This is a genomic window from Poseidonocella sedimentorum (assembly GCF_900116005.1).
Lineage (GTDB): Bacteria > Pseudomonadota > Alphaproteobacteria > Rhodobacterales > Rhodobacteraceae > Poseidonocella > Poseidonocella sedimentorum.
Window position 1 is genome coordinate 43,974 of sequence record NZ_FOYI01000014.1, and the last position, 24,950, is coordinate 68,923.

Sequence of the window (24,950 nt, forward strand, 5' to 3'; positions counted from 1 at the left end):
GTCCTGTCCTCCCTTCAGGCGGCGAAAACGGCGGTCAACGCGTCTTCGGGCGCCGGGTCCGCGCTGTCGCGGGCAAATGTGATGGCGGCGTCGACGCGCGCCTCGGCCGCGCTCTCTATCGCGGCAAGCTCCTCCTCGCTGGCCGTGCCCTCCTTCAGCAGACGGGCGCGCATCGCGGGGATGGGGTCCTTTGCGAAGAGGCCGTCCTTCTCGCCTTCTGGTCGGTAGCCCTCGGCGTCGCCCATGAAGTGCCCCGCAAGCCGGTAGGTCTCGACCTCGATCAAGGAGGGGCCGTCGCCGTTCCTGGCGCGGGCGATGGCCGTGCCGGCGGCGTCGTAGATGGCGAAGGGATCGTTGCCTTCGACCCGGGTGCCCGGGATGCCGTAGGCCGCGGCGCGCACGTCATTGGTGGCAACGGCGGTGGCTGCGGATTTCGCGACCGAGATGCCCCAGGCATTGTCCTCGATCACGCAGACGAAGGGCAGGTTCCAGACCGCGGCGAGGTTCATCGCCTCGTGCCAACCGCCCTGGTTGACCGCGCCTTCGCCGACAAAGGCCACGGCAACGCCCGGTTTGCCCTGCATCTTGCGGCTGAGCGCCGCGCCGACGGCCGGGCCCATGCCCTGGGCGATGATGCCGGAACAGGCGAAGTTCACATCCGTATCGAACAGGTGCATGTGTCCGCCGCGCCCGCCGGAGAGTCCCGACGCCTTGCCGAAGATTTCCGCCGCCATCTTGTCCAGATCCACGCCCTTGGCGATGGCCTGATGGTGGGGGCGGTGCGTGGCGGTGACCACGTCCTCGGGGTTGAGATGCGCGCAGACGCCGACCGCCACCGGCTCCTGCCCGTCCGACAGGTGCATCTCGCCCGGGATCGGCCCGTTGGCCATGTTGAACGCGGGGGTTTTCCCCTCGAAATAGATCTTCGCGATGGCGTTTTCGAACCTGCGGCTCGTGACCATGTTGCGATACATCCAATGCTGTTCGTCGCGTGTAGGTGCCATGAACTCCTCCCTTTCATGAGCGGCGTGTTTGCCGCCTCGAACACTGAGCGCGAGGGTCCACCGGGAGGCCGGGTCGGACAAGTTCCGAGGGCCGGACGCGGCGCCGAAGGGGCTTTCCTGTCTCATTGTGAGACAGGTTGAGACAGCGCCCGCGGGCCGCTGCGGCTCTGGGCGCGCGCTGGGGGATTATCCGAAAATTCGGAAAACTGAACTCCGATTTAGCCCAATTATCTTTCCGATCTTGTGCCTTTATCTCCATTTCGAAACTGACCACAGGAGATACCGATGAAAGCGATGACCTTGAACGCCTATGGCCCGCAGGCGTCTTTCGAAGAAACCGAGATGCCGCGCCCGGTGGCCGGGCCGGGCCACGTGCTGGTCCGCGTGAAGGCGTCGAGCGTCAACACGGTCGATACGATGATCCGCGATATGGGGAGCGAATTGCCGCTCTCGCCACAATTGCCCGCCGTGCTGGGCATGGATTTCGCCGGGATCGTCGAAGAGGTCGGCGCGGACGTGACGGGTTTTGCCGTGGGTGATGAGGTCTACGGCTGTGCGGGCGGGCTTGCCGGGTTGCAGGGCGCTCTGGCCGAGTACATCTCCGCCGACGCGGCGCTCATCGCGCATAAACCGGCATCTCTGTCTATGCGCGAGGCCGCCGCGTTGCCGCTGGTGGGCATCACCGCGTGGGAAGGGCTCGAGCGCGCAGGCGTGGCCAGAGGCCAGAAGGTTCTGGTCCAGGGCGGCGCCGGCGGCGTGGGGCACATCGCCGTGCAACTGGCGCGCCATCTTGGCGCCGAGGTTTCGGCGACCGGGACCGGCGCCGATCAGTTGGCGGTGATCGAAGGGTTCGGCGCCCGGGCGATCGACTTCAAGGCCGAGCAGGTCGAGACCTATGTGGAGAGCCACACCGGCAACGCCGGGTTCGACACGGTGTTCGATACGGTCGGTGGTGCCAACCTGACCAATTCCTTCGCCGCGGCCGCGCTGAACGCCCAGGTGATCACGACGGTTGCACTGACGGAGCTCGATCTGTCGCCGGCCCACTTCAAGGGCCTGTCGCTGCACATCGTCTTCATGTTGCTGCCGATGCTCCATGATCAGGGGCGCGAGGTGCACGGCAGGATCCTCGCCGATCTGGCCAGGCTGGTTGATGCCGGTGCGGTCAAGCCACGTCTGGATACGCCGGACTTCTCGCTTGCGCAGGTCGGACAGGCCTATGCGCGGCTGCAAGGCGGGCAGGCGATCGGCAAGGTGGTCGTCGACGTCTGAACGCCGGAGAGATGACAGCGGGCGAGACAGACGGATCTGCCTCGCCCGGCTTTGGATCAGGCCTCCACGTGAAGGTTCTGCACACCGCGACGTTCGCGGATCGAGTCCTTGATGATCGCCTTGATCAGCGCCACGCTCATCAGGAACATCACGAAGCTGAACGGAAGCGCGCCGATCACCATCGCGGTGCGGATCGCGCCGAGGCCGCCGACGAGCAGCAGCCCCCCGACCACGAGGCTGAGCGCCACGCCCCAGAACACGATGTGCATCCGGCCCTTGGGGCTTTCCTCACCGGCCGCGTTGATCGTGTTGACGATGAGGATCGCGGAGTCGGCGGTTGTCACCAGATAGGTGAGCAAAAGCACCACGACGATCGCCGCCATCACCCAGGCCATCCCGCTGCCGAGCATCAGATCCAGCATGACGAAGAGCTGGCTTTCCTGCCCCGTGCTCGAGATCGCATCGCCCACGCCGCCGTTCAGCGTCAGGTCGATGGCGGTGCCGCCGACGAGGGTGAACCACACAAAGCACATCAACGACGGCACGATGATTGCGCCGAGCACGTATTCGCGGATGCTGCGCCCGCGCGAGATGCGCGCGAGAAAGACGCCGACAAAGGGGGCGAAGGCGATCCACCAGGCCCAGTAGAACACCGACCAGCCGCCTTGCCACGCGGCGAGCGCGTCGCCGGTCTCGGTGCCGTCAGCGTGGTTGACGGTGAAGAGCAGGGCGGGCAATTCCATCACGTAGGCCACCAGCCCGTTGACCAGCGCGGTCAGTCCGAAAAAGCTGGAGCCAAAGAGGATGAAGAAGGCCAGCAGGAAGAAGCTCAGCCCCATGTTGAGGTTCGACAGCCACTTGATCCCCTTGCCGACACCCGAGAGCGCCGAGAGGGTCGAGGCGCCGAGGATCACCACGAGGGCGACCACGATGCCTGCCGCGCTGGGCTTGCCATCGGCCAAGATGATCCAGTCGCCGAAGCCCACGCGGTTGAGGCCGGCCACGAATTGCTCGACCCCGAAGCCGAGCGTCTGGGCCACGCCGAGGATGGTGGCGACAACCGCCACGATATCGACCACGTGCCCGATCGGGCCGGACAGCCGCGCGCCGAACAGCGGCGTCAGCGTCGAGCGCACCGTGAGCGGCAAGTTGCGCCGGTAGGAGAAGTAGGCCAGCGACAGCCCGACCAGCGCGTAGCAGGCCCAGGCCGAGAAGCCCCAATGCAGGAAGGACCAGACATAGGCGGCGGTGACGTTGTCAGCGCCCGAGCCGGTCGTCTCGCCCATGATCACGTTGGGATTGGTGGCAAAGTGATACATCGGCTCGGCGGTGGCGAAGGTCAGCATGCCGATGCCGATACCTGCGCCGAACATCATCGAAAACCACGAGAAGCGCGAAAATTCAGGCCGGTCCTCGGGCAAGCCCAGCTTCAGCCGCCCGGTGGTGGGCACCACCGCCAGCACCACGCAGAGGATCAGGAACAGCGCAACGACCCAGATGTACCAGCTGGCGAAGCTCTTGAGCATCGCGCCGTTCAGGGCGTTCAGCACGGCCGCGGCGTTGTCGGGCACGGTGATCGCCCAGACGATCAGCGCGCTGACAAGTATCTTGGACGGAATGGCGACGCTCTTGGCGAAGCCGGAATAGAAACCGCGATCCGCGGTCTCGATATCCAATTCCATTAAAGGGGGGGTGTTGGCCATGTCTCCTCCGTTCTGGCTCAGGATGTCCGGGCAGCCTCCTCTGCTGCCTCGCATCGCTGCGCGGCAGAGCCGGTCCGGACGGATTGGAATTCGTAGAGCTCAACAAGAAAGGGGGCCCTCGCGAGCCCCCAGGTGCCCTAGCTGGGCAGGTATTCGGCGCTCCAGCTTTCGCTGAGCTGGCCGGATTTCAACATCGTGGTGATAGCAGCATCGGAATAGCCCAGCTCGCGCAGGATGTCTCGCGTTGAATTGCCGAACTTCTCGGTCGGCGACAGGGCGAAGACCTTTCCGCGCGTCGGGCGGACGGCATAGGGATCGAGCTGGATGACCTCGTGCCCGCTCGGGTGGTCGGTGTATTGCGAAAAGGAATAGCTGCCCCTGTCCGTGCCCGGCGTTCCGTCGGGATCGCGCAGGTTTTCGGACCGCAGCGCATCGATGTTGTGACAGATCGCGCAGCCGATATCCGCCGCGCGCAGCCGGTCGATCCATTCGGTCGCCGGGTGCATCTGGAACGCGGTCGCGAGATAGGCCGCGCGGTCCTCCACCGGCAGGTCGGGCAGATCCGACAGGTCCTCCACATCGCGGAAGCGGGGCAGGTCGGTCTCGTAGGCGCTCAGCAGGATATAGACGCCCGAGGCGGTGCTGTAGAAACGGCTGAGGTCATCGTAGCCGTTGACCTCCGGGCCCGAGGGTTCGTCAAACAGCCCGCGTCCGCGGAAGTCATACGCGAACGGCACCTGCAGCAGCCCGCTGTTGGCGCTGAGCGAGGTGCGCCCGCGCCCGATCCGGCCGAAACGGTGTTTCTGGTAGAGCGCCGCCGCGACCGCCAGCGCGCCGCCGAAGCCGCACATGACGTCGATGGTGCCCACGTGGGCGTGTTCCTCGGGCCGGTCCATCGCCCCGCCGAAGCGCAGCATGATGCCGGTGGTCGCCTGCACCAGATCGTCATAGCCGATGTAGTCGGTCCGGGCGCCACGCCGAACGCCGCTGAAACAGTCCAGCTTGCAAAAGATCGCCTCGGGGTTCAGCTTGCGCAGGTTCTCGGCGTCCAGCCCCATGCGCTTGATCTGGCTGTCGGGCGCGTTCCAGAAGATCACGTCGACGGATTTGACGAGGTCCTCGAAGACCTTGCGCCCGTGCTCGGATTTCACATCCGCGAGGATCGACCGCTTCCCGCGCCCCTGGCTCAGGCCATAGATCACCGTGTTCCAGCTGTCGTAGAGCGGCTGGGCCGGGTCGATCTTGATCACCTCGGCGCCAAACCGCGCGAGGTAGCTGGCCGAATGCGGCCCGGCGATGACGTTGCACATGTCCAGCACGCGCACGCCCGAGAGCCAGCCCTCCTGTTCAATCCCGTCCTCGGGGTCGGGGATATCCGTGCGCAGCTTGCGCAGGACTTTCATCGCCTCGTCGAATTCGACCCAGCGGCGGGGGTCGGGGGAAAGGGCCTCCTCGCCGCTTTCCTCCATCCACACGACCGGCCCGGGCTGGATCATCTCGCCGTATTCGGGATCCCACACGTCGATCATCAGGCCCGAGGTTTCGGCATATTCGTCGTTGATCCACTCCTGCAACCAACGCTGCGGCGCGCCGGGGATCCCCGCGCGGCCGAACATGCGTTTCCACTCGTGCGAGGTGCGGGTCATGAAGACCTCCTTCATCCGCGCAGCGATCTTGTCGGCCCAGACTTTCGGCATCGGATAGACGCCCAGAGACGTGTCGGTCGCCCAGTCCGATTGCGGTCTGTAGGTGTCGTCCTCTTCCTGCAGCCCGTCTTCGACCATCTCTTCGTAAAGGCCGAGCACCTCAAGACAGCGGCGTGCGTGGTGCTTGTGGCTGGGGCAGACGACGTAGAACATCCGCCCGTCCTTGCACATGTAGCTGCGGAAGAACGGGTCGAGCAGTTCCTGAAGGTCCTCGTAGGTCATGTTCATCGGCAGGCCCTCGATCCGCCGCCGTTCGATCTCCTGCTCGCGCTGCGTCAGATAACGTTCGGGCATGTCTGACACCTTGATGGAGTTGTAACACAGCCCCTCCATCACCGCCGCCGCCAGAGGCACCTCGATCTGGTCGCCCAGCCCGGTCAGCTGCCGCGATTGCAGCGCCAGCACCGTGGCCGAGGCCGCGATCTGCGAGGCATAGGCGGAGGAGAGCGGCAGGGGCGAGAACGACGGGTTCAGGCCCATGAGCACCCGGTTGAGCCCCATGTCGGTGAAGACGCCCGAGCTTGCCGCGATGACGCTCTCGAAGGCGCGCTGCTCGCGGCGCTCCATGTCGTTGGAGGCAAAGCCGGGGATCGAGACGGTGATCACCTCGGGCCGCTCTTCTCGCATCGCGGCAAAGTCGATCCCGAGCGCGGCCAGTTTCCCGGGCCGGAAATTCTCGACGATAATATCCGCCTCGGCGCACAGCGCACGGGCCTTGTCCAGCCCGTCCCCGGATTTCAGATCGAGGGTCAGGATCAGCTTGTTGCGCATGAGCGTGGCGTTTGCGGGGCTGTCCCACATCGGGCCGCCGGGCGGATCGATATGGATCACCGTCGCGCCAAGATCACCGAGCAGCATCGCAACCGCCGGCCCGGCGATATACTGTCCGAAATCGACCACTTTCACCCCGGTCAGGGGCAGTTTCGAGAACGAATTGCGCATGGTTCCTCCCAGTTCGATTGGTTGCGTCAGTGACCGGCCAGGATCCACCGGGCCGCCTTCTCCGCGATCATGAGAGTCGGAGAGTTGGTGTTGCCGCTGGTGATTTCGGGCATGATGCTGGCATCGACAACCCGGAGCCCCGCCACGCCCTTGAGCCGAAGATGCGGATCCAGAACGGCGCTGTCGTCCTCGCTGCCGCCCATCTTCACGGTCCCGACCGGGTGGAAGATCGTGTTGGCGATGTCCCCGGCCAGCTTGGCGAGATCCTCGTCGCTCTGATACTGCACGCCGGGCTTGTATTCCTCCGGCCGGTAGCTCGCCATCGCCGGTTGCGCCATGATCTCGCGGACCTGCCGCAAGCTGTCGGCGGCGACCTTCCTGTCGTCTTCGGTGGCCAGATAGTTGGGCGAGATCATCGGCGCGTCGCGGAAATTGGCCGAGCGGATGCGCACATTGCCCCGGCTGGTGGGGTTGAGATTGCAGACGCTGACCGTCATCGCCGGGAAGGCATGCAACGGCTCGCCAAAGGCGTCGAGGCTGAGCGGCTGGACGTGATACTCGAGGTTGGCGTGGGATCTGTTCGGATCGGACCGGGTAAAGGCGCCAAGCTGGCTGGGCGCCATGCTCATCGGGCCGGACCGCTTGAGCGCGTATTCCGCGCCGATCTTCGCCTTGCCGAACAGAGTGCTGGCGAGCGCGTTGAGCGTGCTGGTGCCGTTCACCTTGTAGACCGCGCGGATCTGCAAGTGGTCCTGCAGGTTTTCGCCCACCGGAGCGTCGCGCAGCACCTCGATGCCATGCGCGCGGAGCAGATCCGCCGGGCCGATCCCGGAAAGTTGCAGGATCTGGGGCGAATTGATCGCGCCGGCCGAGAGCACCGTTTCACGCCGCGCCGTCACGGTGAGCGTCTTGCCCTTGCGGTTGACCGTCGCGCCCGAGCAGCGCAGCTTGCCATCCGCATCGCGCTCGAACGTCAGCTTTTCGACCTGCGACTCGGTCCAGATCGTCAGGTTGCGCCGCGTCTTCGCCGGCTTGAGGAACGCCTTGGAGGTGTTCCAGCGCCAGCCTGAGCGCTGGTTCACGTCGAAATACCCGACGCCCGCGTTGTCGCCGCTGTTGAAATCATCGGTCTTCTCGATCCCGGCCTCGACGGCGGCATCGGCAAAGCTGTCCAGAACGTCCCACCGCAGGCGCTGTTTTTCCACCCGCCACTCGCCGCCATGGCCGTGGGTGTCGGAGAAGCGCTCATTGTCGCCCGTCCTGGGATCGGCACCACCGTCGAGCTTGTAGTGGTTCTCGTGCGCCTTGAAATCCTGCAACGCGTTCTCCCACGACCAGTCCTCCTCTCCGGTGAGGGCGGCCCAGTTGTCGTAGTCGCGGGCTTGGCCCCGCATGTAGATCATGCCGTTGATCGACGAACACCCGCCTAGCGTCTTGCCGCGCGGATAGCGCAGGGTGCGCCCGTTGAGCCCCGCATCGGCCTCGGTGGTGTACATCCAGTCGGTGCGCGGGTTGCCAATGCAATAGAGGTAGCCGACGGGGACGTGAATCCAAGGATAGCTGTCGGCCTTGCCCGCCTCCAGAAGCAGGACCCGGTTGGCCGCATCGGCGCTGAGCCGGTTCGCCAGAAGGCACCCGGCGGATCCCCCACCGATGACAATGAAATCGACTTCAGTCGCGGCGTCGGCCATGTCTCTTCTCCGATCTTCGGACAAAGAGGCGCCACCACGGGGCCCGGATCTTCCCGGGGCTTCGGGTCGACGGCTCCTCCCAGCCCATCAACACGTCCCCCTCTAGAGCCGGCCGCGAAACATTCCCAATGACATATCTCTCTGGCTGATATTAAAATCTTTAATATGGATAGAGTCTCCAATCCCAACAGTATCCTCGCCTTTGTCACCGTGGCGCGGGAGGGGAGCGTGTCGCGCGCGGCCGAGGTGCTGAACCTCACCCAGCCGGCGATCAGCCACCAGATCCGGCGATTGAGCGAGGATACGGGCGTGACCTTTTTCACCCGGGCGCCGCATGGGCTGGACCTCACGCCGGACGGCAAAGCGCTCTTGCCGAAGGCCGAGGCCGTCCTGAGCGCGATGGCCGAGTTCAGGCAAAGCGCGCGCCGGCGGGTCGGGCAGGTCTCCGGCACGCTGCGGATCGGGACGATCGTGGACCCGGAGTTCATCCGCCTTGGCCGCCTGCTGAGCCATTTGGGCAGCGCGCATCCCGGCATCACCACCGAGCTGGTGCATGGCATCAGCGGCGAAATCCTCGAAAAACTGCGCCGCCGCCAGATCGACGCCAGTTTCTACCTCACGGACCCCGGGGCGGTGGATGACATCGCCGTGGAGGAGGCGATGCAGGTCAAGCCGCTCGCCACGTTCAACTACCGCATCATCGCGCCCATCGGCTGGGAGGCCCGGGTCGCGAGAGCGGGCTGGCCGGAGCTGGCGGCTCTGCCGTGGATCGGGACAACAGCGGTCTCCGTGCACAACCGGCTGCTGGGCCGGATCTTCGCCGAGCACGGCTGCACCCAGAACATCGTCGCGCTTGTGGACCACGAGGCATCGATGCTCGAAATGGTCCGCGCCGGGGTCGGCCTGTGCCTGTGCCGCGAGACCATTGCCTTGGAGCAGCGCCATTCGTTCGGCCTCAGCCTGTGCGAGACCCAAAGCCTGCCGGCCAGCCTTGTGATGCTCACCCCCGAGGCGCGTGCCTCTGACGACGTCATCACAGCGCTTCTCGACCAGCTCGCGACGGTCTGGTCCTGAGGCGCCCTGTTGCGATCGAAGCGCGCCGCAGCCGGTGTTTTCGAGCTCTGGACTTCGGCGCGAATTTGATTGCGGCGGACGTTTAAAGACCTGATTTCAAATGGGAGTGTGTATTTCCCCCGAATTTACTTGGAATTCTAATGCCCCCAAAATTCGAGGTGTTGCGCCTGATGATGAAAATGCAAATCTGATGCAAAATGGCGGCATACCTGAGGGGTGTTGACCGGAAGAAAATACGCGCTTCGGTTGAAAATATGTTGAAATAGAGACGTATTCATGCTCCAAATTGAAAGATAATTTTAAAGGTTCTTGATTGTTTATCGCCTAATGCGAGAATATCCATAGGGCAAGTATATGAAAAGAAGAGCGTTTCTATATTCAATCGGTCTCGGCGCTCTTACCCTTGCGGGGCGGGGCCACGCAGCACCACAGCCCGAGAAGCTTGCTCATAACGCGCTGCGCGAGGTGACGCGCAATATCCATGCCCAGTTCGGAAGCGGTTTCAACATCCGCTCCGCCAAGCGTGCCGGTAACCAGACGGAATGCGTGATCGAGAACCGTGGCAATTTTCTTGTCGTGACCTCGCAGGATAACGCGCATTGGGCGATCCGGAAGTCGACGGATATGTAAGCGCCAGCCAAGAGCGCACATCAGATTTGAGAGATCGCAGGGACGCTGCGGCATCAGGGACGGAGCACCATGGCTAGCGAAATCAAATCGATTCGCGTGCATCCCGGCATCGGGATTGCGCGCGTTGGGAATAGTGGTGCCGGGTCCCCGGATCCACTCGAGATCAATCAGAATTTCTATGTCGGGCCAGAGGCGCCCGGGATCGTTGTGGACCCGGGCAACCCGAACTCGCCCGCGTCGGGCGATGGCCCGGGGCCGAATGGCGGCACCTATCGCGACGGGAACATGGACTTGAAGCGGCAAGCGCAGCGTTTCCGGATCTACGGCCAGGACAGCGACGGCGATACGGTCGAGATCACGCGCAGAACCCCAGGCGTCAAGGACATCACCTGGCGGGTTCACGTGCAGAACATGAAGGCTGCGAATTTCGCGTTCCAGGGCGCCTATCTGTTCGACGCGACCCAGATGCGGAACCCGAACATCCAGCCGCGCGAGATCAGTGATTACGCGGACCCCGCGAACCGGTCCCAGCTCATCGTTGATCCGGGCGCGCAAGAGCTGTCCCTGAGCTCTGGCACCGAGGAAATTTCGTTGCGCGGGTCTTGCTTCTTCGACTCCGATCCCACGGTCAGGAAATACTACCTACCCGCGGATCTGAAGTTCGGCGACGCCGTCACCCCGCAAGACGGCTGGGTCGAAGTCACCTACAGCAAAGCGGAAAACATCGAACTCGGCCGGATCCAGCTGGACGAGGACGGGCGGCTTCTGTTCATTGCGGGCCCCGGGCTTGCGGGCTGCGTGACCACGCCGCACATCTGCCTGTCGAACCCGTCAGAGACGCATACCCCGCCGAACGGCACACCCGTCACCAACGGCACGTTGCCGAACGGCGACACGGTAGACCCCAAGGACTACGATCCTCTGGTCAATCAATTCGCCTATTTCAACGTCCCCGGTTGGTGGGACGACACATGCGGCGGCGAAATCGACGCGACCGTGACGTTCGAAGACGCGAGCAAGGCGCCGCTGACGACCCGCCCGGGCGGGATCCGCGACCCGAAAGCCGGAGGCTGGATCGTCACCGCCCCGCCGAAATTCGCGCCCGATATGTACCATGTGGTGAGCATCAAGGACCGCGTCTATGAAGCCTTCCCGGAGCAAGACCCGACACTTGCGAGCCCGGCGCTGTCTCCGGCGGACCCGATCCGGCAAGCGCCGGTCCCCGGTGTGACCAAGTTCTGGAGAGACGTCTATCCAACATTGGCGCGCGCCGTGAATTACGGCTGGGTCAGTGCCGAGGCCGGCGGGGTGACGCCAGAGAACCGCAACCTTGCGCATGGCCCGAAACAGGCCGGAAACATGCTGAGCGACGACAACATTGCGCGGTTTGTCGACAACACCAAGGACAAGTCCTCGGCCGCCTATCAGACGCGGCAACAGATTTTCCGCATCATGCGACAGGCGGAGCATGGCGCGCGGGATGCGCACTATCCCGCGCCCACCACCGAGATGGAGGGGCTGGTGTCGACCTTCCCCCGCCTGATCATGACCTTGCCGACCGACCCGCCGCCGACCTCTGCGCCGCTGCCCGACGAGCTCAAGGCAAACCGCTCCGCACGCGGGAACAAGATGCCGAAGCTGTGGGGCACCGCGGGCAAACCGCTACAGAACCAGCAGCTCGGCCATGATTTTCCCAACCAATATCTGAGCCTTACGGCGAACACGCTTGCGCACCTCTACAACTGGGCCTTTGGCGAATTTGAAAACGAGCGCGCCGGGACGTCGCCGCCCGTGCCGCCCCCGCTTGATCAAATTCCCATCGAAGACCAGCCCCATGCCATGGATTGCGCCGCGCTGGAGCCGACCATCGGCGGCGGGTTTCACCCGGGGATCGAGTTTCCCTACGTGATCTGCTACCGGTCCTATTTCGAAGAGGCCTTTCGCGTCGCAGGTGGGACCGTTCCGGGGGCGGTGGCGGCCTTCATGTCGAGCCCGTGGCAGGGCGACTACTGGTCCTGCAACGTGGCCTGGTGGCCGGTGCAGCGCCCGGACATCGTCTTTCAATACTACCCCGCATCCTATGAGAGCCCGACGCCAATCGGCGGTGTCGTGAACTATGAGGGGGGGCAGCGCACCTATCGCGAGTGGTTCCGAGGCTTCGACACTGAAGGCAATCCCCTGTCCGGATCAGACGGCTACAACCAGATGGTCTATGCCTGGGACAAGCTGGGGATGGTGCTGCCGCAGCGGGACAGCGATGGCAACGTCATCACTGTGCGCAATGCGGTCGCCTTCCGGGAATACGAGCGCAATCCGGTGCTGAACTCTGTCCCGGCCTCGTCTGCCGGACCGGCCTGTGATCCCGATGACAATGAGGCGTGACTACGACGTCGTGATCGCGGGGTCCGGCCCTGCCGGCAGCGCCACGGCGATCACTTTGGGGCGCGCGGGTTTGCGCGTGCTGATCGCCGAGAAACGGCAGGTGGCGCGCGCCAGAGCGGGCGAGACACTCGCACCGGCGGCCAAACGTCTGCTGACAGGGGTGATCGGAGGGCAGGACGGCGCCGCCTTGCCAAGCTGGGCCGAAGCCTGTCGCGGCAATATCTCCTGCTGGGGCGACGCCGCCCCGATGCAGCAGGATTTCGACTTCAGCGCCTATGGCAAGGGGCTGTGTGTGGACCGCTCAGGGCTGGATGCGGCGCTTTTGGCAGAGGCCAGCCAGCTTGGTGCAGAGCATCGGACGGGCGCCACTCTCGCCGTTCAGGGGCGGCAGGATGGGCGTTGGGATCTGCTGTTGCGGTCCGGCGATGCGGCAGAGACGCTCACCGCAGCCTACATCGTCGATGCCACGGGGCGTTCGGCGCGCTTGGGGGCGTCTCTGGGGCTGCCCCGAACACGCTCCGATCCGCTGTTCAGCTTCGGGATGCTCTTCGACAGCAGCGGTGCTGATCGCGATGATCACGGTGGCCACACCCGCATAGAGGCATGCCCCTATGGCTGGTGGTACAGCAATGTCGTGCCATCCGCCCGCCATGCCCGGCGGCAGCGTCTCGTCGTTCTGCACGCGGATCTGGGTTCTGCCGAGGCCACGGCCGCCGCGCGCCCGGGCGGGTTCCTCGCGCTTTTGGCGCGGACCCGATTGATGCAGGCGACATTGACCGAACGGGGATGCGCGCCGGTTGGTAAAGTGCTGGGCGCTCCGGCGGGCAACGCCTCTTTGGATCATATCGCGATGGAAGGGTTTCTGGCTGTCGGCGATGCCGCACAGGCCTATGATCCTCTGTCGTCTCAGGGTCTGGAACGCGCGATGACATCGGGCGGGCTCGCCGGCCACGCCCTTGCCTATGCGCTTTCGAACCCTCAGGAGCCGCGCGCCTATCTTGCGCATTACCACCAAAACCTGCGCCAGCATTGGGCCCGGCACCTCCGGCAGCACAGGTCCTACTACGCGATGGAGACCCGCTGGCCCGATCACCCGTTCTGGGCCCGGCGCCGCTCCGAACAGACGTTCCCCCAGCCAGATTTCGCAAGGGATGCCAGATGACACCTCGACTTTTTGCTTCCGCTACGTTCCTGACCTCCATTGCCCTGACATGCTCCGCGCTTGCGCAGGAGGCCCGAAAGACGCCGGTGAACCTTGGCCAGACGGTGCCGAAGCCTGTGTTTCAGCTGGGCGACACGCCAAGCGAGCCCCATGCGGACGGAAGCCCGGCGGCACAAAGCTTCCTCGATTTCTTCAACGAGACCTATTTCGAGGGCGAGCCGAACCTGCAGCTGGAGATGCTGACCAAGGATCACGTCGTGTGGTTCCCGCCGCAGCGGGCGGGCGACACCTCGTTGGAGTTGGTCGCGCGCGAGGTGCATCCGGGGACCGAAAACTGTAGCGGCGATATCACCACAACGGCGCCGGGCAGCTATCCGATCACCTGCCCGCCGGGCGAATTTTCCACGGCGCAATTCTGTCAGGCGTGCCATGACAGTGCGCTCTTTGTCGAAGGCGGCGGGCTGCCGCAGATGATGTACCGCTCGGAGCAGAACGCGGCGCCGGCCCCGGACGGGCATGACCAGTGGCTGGCCAACTGGTCGCAATACGGTGATTGGAGCGCGTCGATCATGCGCCTCGCGACCCGCGACCCGATCTGGCAGGCGCAAATCGAGACAGAGACCAGCGTGCACCAGTTCGCTGATCCGGCGGTGATCCAGGACGTGTGTTTCAGCTGTCACGGCGAGATGGGTGAGCGTCAGCTCAAGTCCGACACGGGCGCGGAGGCAAAGTTCTGCACCGACATGTTCTACGCCAAAATTCCGGGCCAGATCGGCGATCTGGCCGGCGGAAAGCCCTATCCGTTTACCGGCGATTGTGATGCGCAGTTTCCCGAAATGACCATCGAGACGCATCAGGCGCATTTCGCCAAATACGGCTCCCTGGCGCGGGACGGCGTGTCTTGTGAGACGTGCCACCGCATCGGGCCGGAAAACGGGCAGGGCGCATGGGATGGCGCGGACTTTTCCGTCTTCTACGGGCCGAAGGACACCTATCAGGTGCATGAACGCCAGACAGACAACGACTGGCCGCTCGAGTATGAGTTCACCGCGAGTTTCCAGTTCGACATGAACAACATCATGGCGCCCGATCCGATCGGCGCGCTCGATACTCAGCCGATGCAGGTCTACGACAAGCTGTCCTTGGCGACAGCGACGAACAAGGCCGTTTCAGACCCGAAGACCGACGAGAACGTCAGCTACCTGCAGCAATCGGTGTTGTGCGGATCTTGCCACGTTCTGATCGTGCCGCAGATCCCGACCAACTACATCCCGGGCGGCGAGCTTCCTTCGGTCGCGAATGACGCGGTGGCGCGCTACAACACCGATCACCCGGATGACATGAAGCCGATCCCCTATCCCAAGTACGATCGACCCGCCGCCTGCGTCTCCGGTGTGGAGAGCTTTACCCTCGACAACTCCCGGATGCTAAGGGGCAAGCGCGTCGGCAACCCGGTGCTCGATCCCTGTGTTGGTCTTGGCTACGAGCAGGCGACCTATCTTGAATGGCTCAACTCCGACTTCGCCACGGAGATGAACAATGGCGATACCTGTCAGGGCTGCCATATGCCACTGGTCACGAACCCGGCCGACCCGAGCGATCATACCGCGATCATGGCGCAATCGACCGAGGGACTGACCGCGAAGACATATCGCCGCCACCGACTGATGGGGATCAACCTGCCAGTGTCGGAAATGTTCATGCAGTTTCCTGATGTTTTGGGCGTGTTTCCCTATAGCGACAACGTGCCGGACTATGCACCCGTGCCGGGCGGGGCGGACATCGCCGCGATCGAAAACTATCTTCTGGGCGGCCAGCAAGCGATCATCGATCAGGCCACGAGTCAGGCCAACGGCGCCGGGCTCGCGCCTGACAGCGTGACTGCCGACAAGATGGCCGCGGCCGAGATCGCCGATATCGTCTCCTGGCGGGAAGAGGGCGATCCGGACAACAGGGAACTGGTCACGATCCTGTCGATCAAGAACAACTCGGGCCACAAGTTCCCCTCGGGCGCGGGCTTTCGCCGGGCCTTTGTGAAGTTCGAAGTGCTGGATGGTGATGGCAACACGCTTTGGGTGTCGGGCGATACCAACCGCTTCGGCGCGATATGCGTCGGCGCGGCGAATGAGGGGGCCTGCACGACACTCTTGCCGAGCGAGCATAATCTGCACAATGACCCCTCACGTCTCCAGCCCCACTACGAGACGATCACCAGCGACGATCAGGTCCAGATTTACGAAGTGCAGACCGTGGACGATACAGGAAAGCTGACCTCCAGCACGCTGGCCTTGTTCGAGGACGTCAAGGACAACCGCCTTCTCCCGCGTGGTTTCAAGACGGTTGAGGACCTGAGTTGCAGCGAGACGGTGGTCGGGCCGGTCGTCTTCGGCATATCGCAGTGCAGCGCGGCCCAAGCCACGCATTTCGTGCTTTCAAGCGAAGAGCGGCCCTCTGCCGGCAAGGACGATCCCTACTATTTCGACAGCACGAAAGCGGGTGAAGACATGCTGACCTATCGCATCCCGCTCTCGCAGGTGGACGGCGCCGCAGAGGTACGCGCAACGCTGCAATACCAGACGATCCCGCCCGGTTTCCTCGCGGCGCGTTTCAGGCAAGGGCGCGCGCCGGACGCCGGGATGTCGCTGCTTCCGGCAACGGAGCGCGCGATCTATCTCACCAGCCACCTGAACCTGGATCTTGTCGGCCTGAACAGCGGGCATCCCGACAACACCGAAATGCAGTTCTCCAGAAACTGGACATCATCGATCCACCAGACAAACACAGCTGTGCTTGCGCGCAAGCCCTAGGGTCTACCTGCGGTGACGCACAATGATTTTGGAGGAAGGCTTGGGCGACCAGTCATTGCCGACACGCGTGCGAAGCTTGGCTGGACAGGCTCCAACTCTCACAGGCCGTCAAACGCGGTGGTTTGTGGCTGGGGTGGTAGGATTCGAACCTACGGTACACGGTACCAAAAACCGCTGCCTTACCGCTTGGCTACACCCCAACGTGACGCGCTATTTACGGCGCTCCGGCATCGGGTTCAAGTCTGAAATGCCCGCACTTCCGACGAATTCGCCGCAGATTTTCCTCTGGCCTTGCTGTCCCGCCGCCCGAACCTACTCCGCGGGTCCGGCGGTATGGCCGCCGCGCGCGAGGATCGTGTCGAGGGAATCGTGTTCGGCCACCATGTGGCCCGGCCCGTGGGGCAGCAGGCGCGGGACATAACCGGTCTCGCCCGCGTCCAGCTTGCTGGGCAGGAAGCGCAGACGGGCGCGCGGCTCAAGCGGGGAGGGCAACTCGCCCGGCAGCTTTATCCGGTCGCGGGTGCGCTCGACCTCCGGGTCCGGGATCGGGACGGCGGAGATGAGCGAGCGGGTGTAGGGGTGTTGCGGGTGATCGAAGATCGCGTCGCGCCCGGCCATCTCGACCACGCGGCCAAGGTAGAGCACCATGATCCGGTTGGAGACGGCGCGGACCACCGAAAGATCGTGGCTGATGAAGATCATCGCGATGCCGAACTCGTCCTGCAGATCGCGCAGGAGCTTGAGGATCTGGGCCTGAATCGAGACGTCGAGCGCGGAGACGGCCTCGTCGGCGATGATGAGCCGGGGGCGGTTGATCATGGCGCGCGCGATGCCCACGCGCTGGTTCTGGCCGCCCGAAAGCTCGTGTGGGTAGCGGTTGTACATCGACGGATCGAGATCGACGCGCTGCATCATCGCCAGCACGGCCTCGCGCCGCTGGCTGGCGTTCAGCTCGGGCTGGAACGTCTTGAGCGGCTCGGCGATGGAGGCCGAGATGGTCATGCGCGGATCGAGGCTCGCGAGCGGATCCTGAAACACGATCTGGAGGTCCCGCCGGTGGCGGTTGAGCGCCTGGCGGTCGAGCCCGGTGATCTCGTGGCCGAGCCAGGCGACGGAGCCCGCCGTGGGTTCGATCAGTTGGAGGACCGCGCGGGCCAGGGTGCTCTTGCCACAGCCCGATTCGCCCACAACGCCCAGTGTCTCGCCCTCGCGGATGCCGAAGCTGACCCCATCCACCGCGCGCAGGGTTTCGGTCCGGCGGAAGAGCTTGCCGCGCATCTGGATCGGAAAGTGGACCTTGATGTCCTCGACCTTGAGCAACTCGGACGCGCCGCCCGAGACGTCCTCGCGCAGCTCGGTGCTGTCGAGCCGGGGCATCGCGTCGAGGAGCGCGCGGGTATAGGGCTGGGTCGGGTTGGCGAAAATCGCCGCGGTCTCGCCGGCTTCGACATAGGCGCCGTGCTGCATGACCTGCACCCGGTCGCACATCCGCGCGACAACGCCCATGTCATGGGTGATGAGCGCGATGGCGGTGCCCTCTTCCTCGCGCAGCTGCGCCATGAGATCGAGGATATCGGCCTGCACGGTCACGTCGAGCGCGGTGGTGGGCTCATCGGCGATGAGCAGGGTGGGGTTGCAGAGCATGGCCATGGCGATCATGACCCGCTGGCGCATCCCGCCCGAGAGCTCGTGCGGATACTGGTCGAGCCGGCGCTCGGCCTCAGGGATGCGGACCTTTTCGAGCCAGTCCAGACAGACGGCGCGGGCCTTGGCGCCGCGCAACCCGCGGTGCACCTGAAGCACTTCGCGCATCTGGGCGCCGATCTTGAGATGCGGCGTCAGGGCGGTGAGCGGGTCCTGAAAGATCATGCCGATCTTGTGGCCGCGGATGCGGTTGAGCGCCGCCGTCGGCAGGTTGAGCATCTCCTCGCCGTCGAGCTTGACGGAGCCGGTCGCGCGCCCGTTGGGCGGCAGGAGGCCCATCGCGGCGAGGAAGGTCTGGCTCTTGCCCGAGCCGCTTTCGCCGACGATGCCGAGGCACTCGCCCGGGGCGATGTCGAAGGAGACCCCCTTGACCGCCTCGACGGTGCCGTCCGAGGTTTCGAACTCCACGCGCAGGTCGCGTACTTGCAGAAGCGTCATCTCAACGGTCCTTCGGATCGAGCGCGTCACGCAGCCCATCGCCGATGAAGAACATCGTGATGATGATGGTGACGTAGAAGAAGAGCGGGAAGAGGAGTTGCCAGATCGTGCCGTAGGCCATGGTCCCGGCGCCCTCCGCGATGAGGCTGCCCAGCGAGGTGTTGGGCTCGGAGATGCCAAGACCGAGGAAGGAGATGAAGCTTTCGGCGAGGATCATTTCGGGCACCAGGAGCGAGGCATAGACGATGACCACGCCCAGCAGGTTGGGCAGGATGTGCCGGGCCATGATCTTGACCTCGCCGACGCCGCCCGCGCGGGCCGCCTCGATGAACTCGCGCCCCTTGAGCGCGAGGGTCTGGCCGCGGACGATCCGCGCCATCGACAGCCAGCTCACCGCGCCGAGCGCGAGGAAGAGCACGATGAAGGACCGCCCGGCGATCACGAGGATCAGGATGATCACCAGCGTGAGCGGGATCGCGAGCAGGATATCGACCACCCGCATCATCGCCGCATCGACCCGCCCGCCGAGATAGCCGGAGACGAGGCCGTAGATCGTCCCCACGACGAGCGCCATGGAGGCGCCGATGAGCCCGACGAGGAGCGAGGTCGTGGTCGCCTGAATGGTGCGGGAGTAGAGATCGCGGCCAAGTTCGTCCACGCCGAAGAAGTGGCCGGTCTCGAGCGAGGGGCCGCCGGAGCCGCGCACGTCGCCCATGATCACCCAGTCAATCTCCTCGTTGCTCCAGACCGCGAAGAGCGGGCCGAGAATGCAGAAAAGCACGATGAGGCCGAGCACGGCCAGGCAGACCATCGCCGCGCGGTTGCGCACGAAGCGCTCGCGGGCATCGCGCCAGAGCGAGCGGCCCCGGACCTCGGCGCTGGCGGCGACACCCTCGGCGAGGGCGACGGATTTTTCGGAGCGTCCGAACATTGGTCAGCCCCCTTTCAGTAGCGGATCTTGGGATCGAACCACGCGTAGGCGAGGTCGGTGATCAGGTTCACGAACACGGTGAGCACACCGTAGAGAATGGTGACGCCAAGCAGCACCGCATAGTCGCGGCTGAGCGCGGAGCCGACGTAGGCCTGCCCCAGACCGCCGGTGGAGAAATAGAGATCGACGAAGACCGAACCGGTCAGCACGTAGACAAAGACCGGCCCGAGATAGGAAATCACGGGCAGCATCGTCGGCTTGAGCGCGTGACGCCAGATCACGGCGCGTACCGGCAGGCCCTTGGCCCGCGCGGTGCGGATGAAGTTGGAGTTGAGCACTTCGAGCATCGACGAGCGCGTGATCCGCGCGATCGAGCCCATATAGGACGTGCTGAGCGCGATCACCGGCATGATCAGGTATTGCCATTGCCCGCCGTTCCAGCCGCCGCCCGGCAGCACCCCGAGCCAGAGCGTGAAGGTCAGGATCAGGATCGGGCCCATGATGAAATTCGGCAGGGCCTGGGCCGCGATACCGAGCGAGACGGCGGTGTAATCGACCCATGAATTGTGGCGGATCGCGGCGGTCACGCCGAGCGCGATGCCGACGATGGAGGCCGCGAGGAAGGCCAGCGTGCCGTAGGTCAGCGAGATCGGGAAGCCCTGGGCGATGATGTCATTCACATCGCGGTCCTTGAACTTGAAGGACGGGCCGAAATCGAAATGCAGCACGATGTTGGTCAGATAATCCCAAAGCTGCTTCCACAGCGGCTGGTCGAGACCGTAGCGCGCCTGGATGTTGGCGAGCACCTCGGGCGGGAGTTTGCGCTCGGAGGTAAAGGGCCCGCCGGGGGCCGCGTGCATAAGGAAGAACGCGGCGGTGATGAGCAGCAGAATTGTCGGGATCGCGCCGAGAAGGCGGCGCAGCGTGTATGCGAACATGTCGGGTACCACCAAAACGATGCGCGCCGCCCTTTCGTGAGAAAAGGCGGCGCTGCGTTGCAGTCAGGCGCCGCTATTCGGCGATCTTGTAGAGGTCCTTGGAGTACCAGTTCTGCTCGACGTTATCGACCGGCCAGTTGCCCACGTCGCTGTCGAGCATGTAGACGCCCGCGTAGTGATAGATCGGGATCACCGGCATTTCCTCGGCGAGGATCTGCTCCACTTCGGTGTAGAGCGGGCCGGTGTCGCTGGCGGTCCGGGCTTCCTGCATCAGCGCGTCGACGCGCGCATTGGAGTATTTGCCGTCGTTGTAGCCCGAGGGCGAGGTCAGTAGGTCGAGGAAGGTGGAGGCTTCGTTGTAATCGCCGCACCAGGCGCCGCGGGCCAGTTCGAAGTTCTGGTTGCCGCGCTCCTCGAGGAAGACCTTCCATTCCATGTTGCCAAGTTCGGCCTCGACGCCGAGTTTCTGCTTCCACATCTGGCTCAAGGCAACCGCGATCTTCTTGTGGTCGTCGGAGGTGTTGTAGATCATGCTGAATTTCAGCGGGTTGTCCGGCCCGTATCCGGCCTCCGCCAATAGCTCGCGCGCCATCTCATCGCGCTCGGCCTGCGTCATTGACGCCATCTCGACCTCGGGGACCTCGAACCCGGCCGTGGCGGCGGGGGTGAAGGTGAAGGCCTGGGGCTGACCGCCGGCGAGGATGTTTTCGGTGATGATCTTGCGATCTACTGCGAGCGCCAGCGCTTTGCGCACGTTCACGTCCTTGAAGACCTCCGGGCCGCTCTCGGAGAGGTTAAACGTGTAGTAATAGTTGCACAGGCGCGGGAAGGAGACGGCCTCTTCGGGCATCTCAGCCTTGAGGCGCGGAAACTGGCCCGCGGGGATTTCGGTCCGGTCCAGCTCGCCCGCCATGTAGCGCGTCAGGGCCACGTTCTCATCGTTGATCACCAGCGCCTCGACCCGGTCGATGATGGTGCTCTCGTTGTCCCAGTACATCTCGTTGCGCTCGCGCACGGAGCGCTCCATGGGCATATGCTCGGTCAGGACATAGGCGCCGTTGGAGACGATGTTTTCCGGCTTGGTCCAATCGGTGCCGAACTCCTCGATGACCTTCTGCGGCGCGGGGAAGGTCGTCGCGTGGGTCGTCATCTGGGGGAAGTAGGGCAGGGGCGCGCTGAGCTTGACGACAAGCGTCTGGTCATCCGGCGCGCTCACGCCAAGCTCTTCGACAGGCATTTCACCGGCGATGATCTCGGCGGCATTCTCGATGCTCATGAGTTCCATGAACCACGAATAGGGGCTCGAAAGCTCCGGGTTCACCGCGCGGCGCCAGGCGTAGACGAAATCGCCCGCCACGACCGGTTCACCGTTGGACCACTTGGCATTGTCGCGCAGGGTGAAGGTGTATTCGGTCTTGTCGTCGCTGGCCTCATAGCCCGTGGCCACGCCGGGGACGAGGTTGCCCTCCGCGTCCTGGTTCATCAGCCCTTCGAACAGGTCGCGGACCACCTCGGAGCCCGTGACATCCTCGACGACTTGCGGATCGAGACTGCTGTGCTCGTCGAGCACGCGATAGGTGAAGGTCTGGTCATCGGCCAGCGCCTCGCCCGTGACCGGGTGGGTGCCGGCGGCGAAGGCCTGCGAGGTCAGCATCGTGCCGGCGAGTAGCGCGGCGACGAGAGGTTTGGACATGTGCGTCATGGCGTGTCTCCCTGAAATTCTGTGGCCCGCGTTGAAAACCGGGGCCGGGTGCCGCTCCTTTTGTCGGAGCTTGATCTGGGGAGACTGGCAAAGTCGGGCACAACCTACCAGCGAAAATTTCGCCCAACGTCGCGTCAGCGGCGAATGAGCGCGACGGCGCATGTGAAAACACCCGCGGCGGGCGCGGGTGCTTTTTGCGGACAGATCGTCGAAGCGCCGGGGTCTAGCCGATGGCGACGGCTTTCACGTCCTCGTCGATGTAGGGGATATATTGCTCGAAGTTGTCAGCAAACATCTGCACGAGCTTGTGCGCCTGCGCGTCGTAGGCGGTGGGGTCGGACCATGTGCCGCGCGGGTCGAGCAGGATGTCATCGACACCCGCGACCGAGACCGGCACTTCGAAGCCGAAGTTGGGATCCTTGCGGAACTCCACCTCCGAGAGAGAGCCATCCAGCGCAGCGGTCAGCAGCGCCCGGGTCGCCTTGATCGGCATCCGGGCGCCGGTCCCGTGGGCGCCGCCGGTCCAGCCGGTGTTGACCAGCCAGCAGGTCGCGCCATGCCGCGCGATCTTTTCGCGCAGGAGCTTGCCGTATTCCTCCGGCCGACGCGGCATGAAGGGCGCGCCGAAACAGGTGGAGAAGGTCGGCGTCGGCTCGGTGAGGCCGCGCTCGGTCCCTGCGACCTTGGCGGTGAAACCCGACAGGAAGTGATACATCGCCTGCGCCGGGGTAAGCCGCGCGATCGGGGGCAACACGCCGAAAGCATCGCAGGTCAGCATGACGATGTTTTTCGGGTGCCCGCCAAGCGCCGACTCGGAGGCGTTGGAGATGTAATCCATCGGGTAGGCGCAGCGCATGTTGGCGGTCAGGCTGTCGTCCTTGAAGTCGAGCTCCAGCGTCTCTTCGTCATAGACCATGTTCTCGATGACCGTGCCAAACCGCTCAGTGGTGGCGTAGATCTCGGGCTCGGCTTCCGGGTCCAGATCGATGGTCTTGGCGTAGCAGCCGCCCTCGAAGTTGAAGATGCCGCGATCGGACCAGCCGTGTTCGTCATCGCCCAGCAGGATGCGGTTGGGGTCGGCCGAAAGCGTGGTCTTGCCGGTGCCCGACAACCCGAAGAAGACGGCCGCGTCGACCGGGTTGCCCTTGGCGTGGTTGGCCGAACAATGCATCGGCATGATGCCTTTTTCGGGCAGCATGTAGTTGAGGACGGTGAAGATGCCCTTCTTGTTCTCGCCGGCGTATTCGGTGTTGCCCACAAGGATGATCTTGCGGTCGAAGTTGAGCGCGATGACCGTGTCCGTGCGGCAGCCGTGGCGCTCGGGATCGGCCTTGAACTTGGGGCAGTTGATCACGGTGAAATCCGCCATGAACGTGTCCAGCGCCTCGCGCGAGGGGCGGCGCATCATGTGGCGGATGAAGAGGTTGTGCCAGCTCAGCTCGTTGATGAAGCGGATGTTGATCGCGTGTTCGGGATCGGCCCCCGCGGTCAGATCCTGCACGAAATAATCGCGCCCCTTCATGTGGGCGAGCATGTCGTTGTAGAGGGTGTCGAAATGGGCTTCCGACATGGGCGGGTTGTTCTCCCACCAGATCTTCCCCTCGACGCCCGGCGTCTCGACGACGAACTTGTCCTTGGGCGAACGGCCGGTGAATTTCCCGGTCTCGACGAGAAAGGTCCCGCCCTTGCCGAGCCGGCCTTCGTCGCGCTTGAGCGATTGCTCGATGATCGCGGGCTCGAGGAGGTTGTAATAGACCTCGCCGAGCCCCTCGATCCCCATATCCTCCAGTGTGTACTGCGGATTGACCCGTCCGATTGCCATGGCGTCAGCCTCCTCCAGCCGCATTCGCTTTGCGGCGCATTCAAGGGAAGAGCCGCGGTGCGGGCTCTTCACCGCGATCAATCCGATCCCGGCCCAGAGGTCATAGCACGCTGATTCCAAACGTGAACAGCAAGCCATGCAATCGTTAGCGCAACCATCGACAGGTTAGCGCAATCACCGCTCCGGTCCCGGCAACAATCCCGCCCGTTTTCACCCGATGTTGACGTTATTCCGTCTTTATCGGCTCCGGGAAAAGGGTGATTCGCAGCCGCGCCCGCACAACCGGCCCCGCTCAAGGTGGTCAAAAGGTTGACGCAGCGCGCGCGAAGAAGGGTTAGTAATGGCAACCATTGCATTGGTCGATGACGACAGGAATATTCTGACTTCCGTCTCTATGGTTCTGGAGGCCGAAGGGTTCGAGGTGGAGACTTACGCCGACGGGCAATCGGCGCTGGAGGCCTTTGGCCGGACCCTGCCGGATCTGGGGATATTCGATATCAAGATGCCGCGCATGGACGGGCTCGACCTGCTCCAGAGAGTGCGGCAGAAATGGGCCCTGCCGGTGATCTTCCTGACCTCGAAGGACGAGGAAATCGACGAGGTTCTGGGCCTGCGCATGGGTGCGGATGACTACATGCGCAAACCGTTTTCGCAGCGGCTTCTGGTCGAACGCATCCGCGCGCTTTTGCGGCGGCAGGATGCGATCGCGGGGCAGGGCGAGACCGAGATCGAGCCCGAAACGGTGATCCAGTCCGGCCCGCTTTTCATGGATCCGCTGCGCCATACGGTGACCTGGCACGACCAGCCGGTCACGCTGACGGTGACGGAGTTTCTCCTGCTCAAGGCGCTCGCCGCCCGTCCCGGCGTGGTCAAGAGCCGCGACCAGCTCATGGACGTGGCCTATGACGATCAGGTCTATGTCGACGACCGCACCATCGACAGCCACATCAAACGGCTGCGCAAGAAACTCCGCAACGTGGATCCCGGGTTCTCGGCGATCGAGACGCTCTACGGCATCGGTTACCGCTTCAACAAGGGGTGA

The 24,950-nt window shown here is 64.1% G+C and carries 16 protein-coding genes and 1 tRNA gene; 6 read left to right on the forward strand and 11 right to left on the reverse strand.

Annotated features, from left to right (window positions below):
• Nucleotides 1-14: 14 nt before the first annotated feature.
• A complete protein-coding gene (locus tag BM353_RS14990) occupies nucleotides 15-1,004 on the reverse strand; it encodes a thiamine pyrophosphate-dependent dehydrogenase E1 component subunit alpha (RefSeq protein ID WP_245759673.1) in 990 nt (329 codons plus the stop codon).
• A 285-nt stretch (nucleotides 1,005-1,289) separates the two neighbouring features.
• Here BM353_RS14990 and BM353_RS14995 point away from each other — a divergent pair, with 285 nt between their 5' ends.
• On the forward strand, nucleotides 1,290-2,276 hold the full coding sequence (locus BM353_RS14995; RefSeq protein WP_092082293.1) for a zinc-dependent alcohol dehydrogenase family protein: 987 nt from the start codon (nucleotides 1,290-1,292) through the stop codon (nucleotides 2,274-2,276).
• Between the two features lie 56 nt (nucleotides 2,277-2,332).
• Here BM353_RS14995 and BM353_RS15000 read toward each other — a convergent pair whose 3' ends face one another.
• From BM353_RS15000 to BM353_RS15010, 3 genes are all read right to left on the reverse strand, one after another.
• Nucleotides 2,333-3,979 carry a BCCT family transporter gene (locus BM353_RS15000; protein ID WP_092082295.1) on the reverse strand — a complete coding sequence of 549 codons (1,647 nt, stop codon included), beginning with the start codon at nucleotides 3,977-3,979 and terminating at the stop codon, nucleotides 2,333-2,335.
• Between the two features lie 137 nt (nucleotides 3,980-4,116).
• Nucleotides 4,117-6,627 carry a CoA transferase gene (locus tag BM353_RS15005; RefSeq protein WP_092082297.1) on the reverse strand — a complete coding sequence of 837 codons (2,511 nt, stop codon included), beginning with the start codon at nucleotides 6,625-6,627 and terminating at the stop codon, nucleotides 4,117-4,119.
• Between the two features lie 26 nt (nucleotides 6,628-6,653).
• Nucleotides 6,654-8,318, reverse strand: coding sequence for a GMC family oxidoreductase (locus BM353_RS15010; RefSeq protein WP_092082299.1), 1,665 nt, complete (start codon nucleotides 8,316-8,318; stop codon nucleotides 6,654-6,656).
• A 165-nt stretch (nucleotides 8,319-8,483) separates the two neighbouring features.
• Here BM353_RS15010 and BM353_RS15015 point away from each other — a divergent pair, with 165 nt between their 5' ends.
• Nucleotides 8,484-9,392: a LysR family transcriptional regulator gene (locus tag BM353_RS15015; RefSeq protein ID WP_092082301.1), complete on the forward strand. Its 909-nt coding sequence runs from the start codon at nucleotides 8,484-8,486 to the stop codon at nucleotides 9,390-9,392.
• A 378-nt stretch (nucleotides 9,393-9,770) separates the two neighbouring features.
• Here the strand turns inward: BM353_RS15015 and BM353_RS16700 are convergent, their stop codons facing one another.
• Complete coding sequence (locus BM353_RS16700) at nucleotides 9,771-9,992, reverse strand: hypothetical protein (RefSeq protein WP_143104181.1); 222 nt, start codon at nucleotides 9,990-9,992, stop codon at nucleotides 9,771-9,773.
• 99 nt (nucleotides 9,993-10,091) lie between these two features.
• Between BM353_RS16700 and BM353_RS15020 the strand changes: the two genes are divergently transcribed.
• The 3 genes from BM353_RS15020 to BM353_RS15030 are packed head-to-tail and all read left to right on the forward strand — an operon-like array spanning nucleotide 10,092 to nucleotide 16,373.
• Nucleotides 10,092-12,404: a LodA/GoxA family CTQ-dependent oxidase gene (locus BM353_RS15020; RefSeq protein WP_092082303.1), complete on the forward strand. Its 2,313-nt coding sequence runs from the start codon at nucleotides 10,092-10,094 to the stop codon at nucleotides 12,402-12,404.
• Nucleotides 12,394-13,566 carry an FAD-dependent monooxygenase gene (locus BM353_RS15025; protein WP_218155490.1) on the forward strand — a complete coding sequence of 391 codons (1,173 nt, stop codon included), beginning with the start codon at nucleotides 12,394-12,396 and terminating at the stop codon, nucleotides 13,564-13,566. Before BM353_RS15020 ends, BM353_RS15025 begins: the two co-directional genes overlap by 11 nt.
• Nucleotides 13,563-16,373: a hypothetical protein gene (locus BM353_RS15030; RefSeq protein WP_143104182.1), complete on the forward strand. Its 2,811-nt coding sequence runs from the start codon at nucleotides 13,563-13,565 to the stop codon at nucleotides 16,371-16,373. The genes BM353_RS15025 and BM353_RS15030 overlap by 4 nt, the downstream gene beginning before the upstream one ends.
• Nucleotides 16,374-16,498: 125 nt before the next feature.
• Here the strand turns inward: BM353_RS15030 and BM353_RS15035 are convergent.
• From BM353_RS15035 to BM353_RS15060, 6 genes are all read right to left on the reverse strand, one after another.
• Nucleotides 16,499-16,573: transfer RNA gene (locus BM353_RS15035), tRNA-Gln, on the reverse strand.
• A gap of 112 nt (nucleotides 16,574-16,685) precedes the next feature.
• Nucleotides 16,686-18,515 carry an ABC transporter ATP-binding protein gene (locus BM353_RS15040; protein WP_092082309.1) on the reverse strand — a complete coding sequence of 610 codons (1,830 nt, stop codon included), beginning with the start codon at nucleotides 18,513-18,515 and terminating at the stop codon, nucleotides 16,686-16,688.
• Between the two features lies 1 nt (nucleotide 18,516).
• Nucleotides 18,517-19,446, reverse strand: coding sequence for an ABC transporter permease subunit (locus BM353_RS15045; RefSeq protein WP_092082311.1), 930 nt, complete (start codon nucleotides 19,444-19,446; stop codon nucleotides 18,517-18,519).
• Between the two features lie 14 nt (nucleotides 19,447-19,460).
• Nucleotides 19,461-20,384 (reverse strand): oligopeptide ABC transporter permease OppB, encoded by a 924-nt coding sequence (gene oppB / locus BM353_RS15050; RefSeq protein ID WP_092082313.1) that lies wholly within the window; start codon nucleotides 20,382-20,384, stop codon nucleotides 19,461-19,463.
• A 73-nt stretch (nucleotides 20,385-20,457) separates the two neighbouring features.
• Entirely contained in the window at nucleotides 20,458-22,077 is a 1,620-nt protein-coding gene (locus BM353_RS15055) for a peptide ABC transporter substrate-binding protein (protein WP_425439425.1), read from the reverse strand.
• 232 nt (nucleotides 22,078-22,309) lie between these two features.
• Nucleotides 22,310-23,908: a phosphoenolpyruvate carboxykinase gene (locus BM353_RS15060; protein ID WP_092082349.1), complete on the reverse strand. Its 1,599-nt coding sequence runs from the start codon at nucleotides 23,906-23,908 to the stop codon at nucleotides 22,310-22,312.
• A 340-nt stretch (nucleotides 23,909-24,248) separates the two neighbouring features.
• Here BM353_RS15060 and BM353_RS15065 point away from each other — a divergent pair, with 340 nt between their 5' ends.
• Entirely contained in the window at nucleotides 24,249-24,950 is a 702-nt protein-coding gene (locus BM353_RS15065) for a response regulator transcription factor (RefSeq protein ID WP_092082317.1), read from the forward strand.

Bases quoted from the DNA above. Each gene is read 5' to 3' on its own strand.
- BM353_RS14990 (WP_245759673.1), bottom strand. From the start codon at position 1,004: ATGGCACCTACACGCGACGAACAGCATTGGATGTATCGCAACATGGTC.
- BM353_RS14995 (WP_092082293.1), top strand. From the start codon at position 1,290: ATGAAAGCGATGACCTTGAACGCCTATGGCCCGCAGGCGTCTTTCGAA.
- BM353_RS15000 (WP_092082295.1), bottom strand. From the start codon at position 3,979: ATGGCCAACACCCCCCCTTTAATGGAATTGGATATCGAGACCGCGGAT.
- BM353_RS15005 (WP_092082297.1), bottom strand. From the start codon at position 6,627: ATGCGCAATTCGTTCTCGAAACTGCCCCTGACCGGGGTGAAAGTGGTC.
- BM353_RS15010 (WP_092082299.1), bottom strand. From the start codon at position 8,318: ATGGCCGACGCCGCGACTGAAGTCGATTTCATTGTCATCGGTGGGGGA.
- BM353_RS15015 (WP_092082301.1), top strand. From the start codon at position 8,484: ATGGATAGAGTCTCCAATCCCAACAGTATCCTCGCCTTTGTCACCGTG.
- BM353_RS16700 (WP_143104181.1), bottom strand. From the start codon at position 9,992: ATGCGCGTTATCCTGCGAGGTCACGACAAGAAAATTGCCACGGTTCTC.
- BM353_RS15020 (WP_092082303.1), top strand. From the start codon at position 10,092: ATGGCTAGCGAAATCAAATCGATTCGCGTGCATCCCGGCATCGGGATT.
- BM353_RS15025 (WP_218155490.1), top strand. From the start codon at position 12,394: ATGAGGCGTGACTACGACGTCGTGATCGCGGGGTCCGGCCCTGCCGGC.
- BM353_RS15030 (WP_143104182.1), top strand. From the start codon at position 13,563: ATGACACCTCGACTTTTTGCTTCCGCTACGTTCCTGACCTCCATTGCC.
- BM353_RS15040 (WP_092082309.1), bottom strand. From the start codon at position 18,515: ATGACGCTTCTGCAAGTACGCGACCTGCGCGTGGAGTTCGAAACCTCG.
- BM353_RS15045 (WP_092082311.1), bottom strand. From the start codon at position 19,446: ATGTTCGGACGCTCCGAAAAATCCGTCGCCCTCGCCGAGGGTGTCGCC.
- oppB (WP_092082313.1), bottom strand. From the start codon at position 20,384: ATGTTCGCATACACGCTGCGCCGCCTTCTCGGCGCGATCCCGACAATT.
- BM353_RS15055 (WP_425439425.1), bottom strand. From the start codon at position 22,077: ATGTCCAAACCTCTCGTCGCCGCGCTACTCGCCGGCACGATGCTGACC.
- BM353_RS15060 (WP_092082349.1), bottom strand. From the start codon at position 23,908: ATGGCAATCGGACGGGTCAATCCGCAGTACACACTGGAGGATATGGGG.
- BM353_RS15065 (WP_092082317.1), top strand. From the start codon at position 24,249: ATGGCAACCATTGCATTGGTCGATGACGACAGGAATATTCTGACTTCC.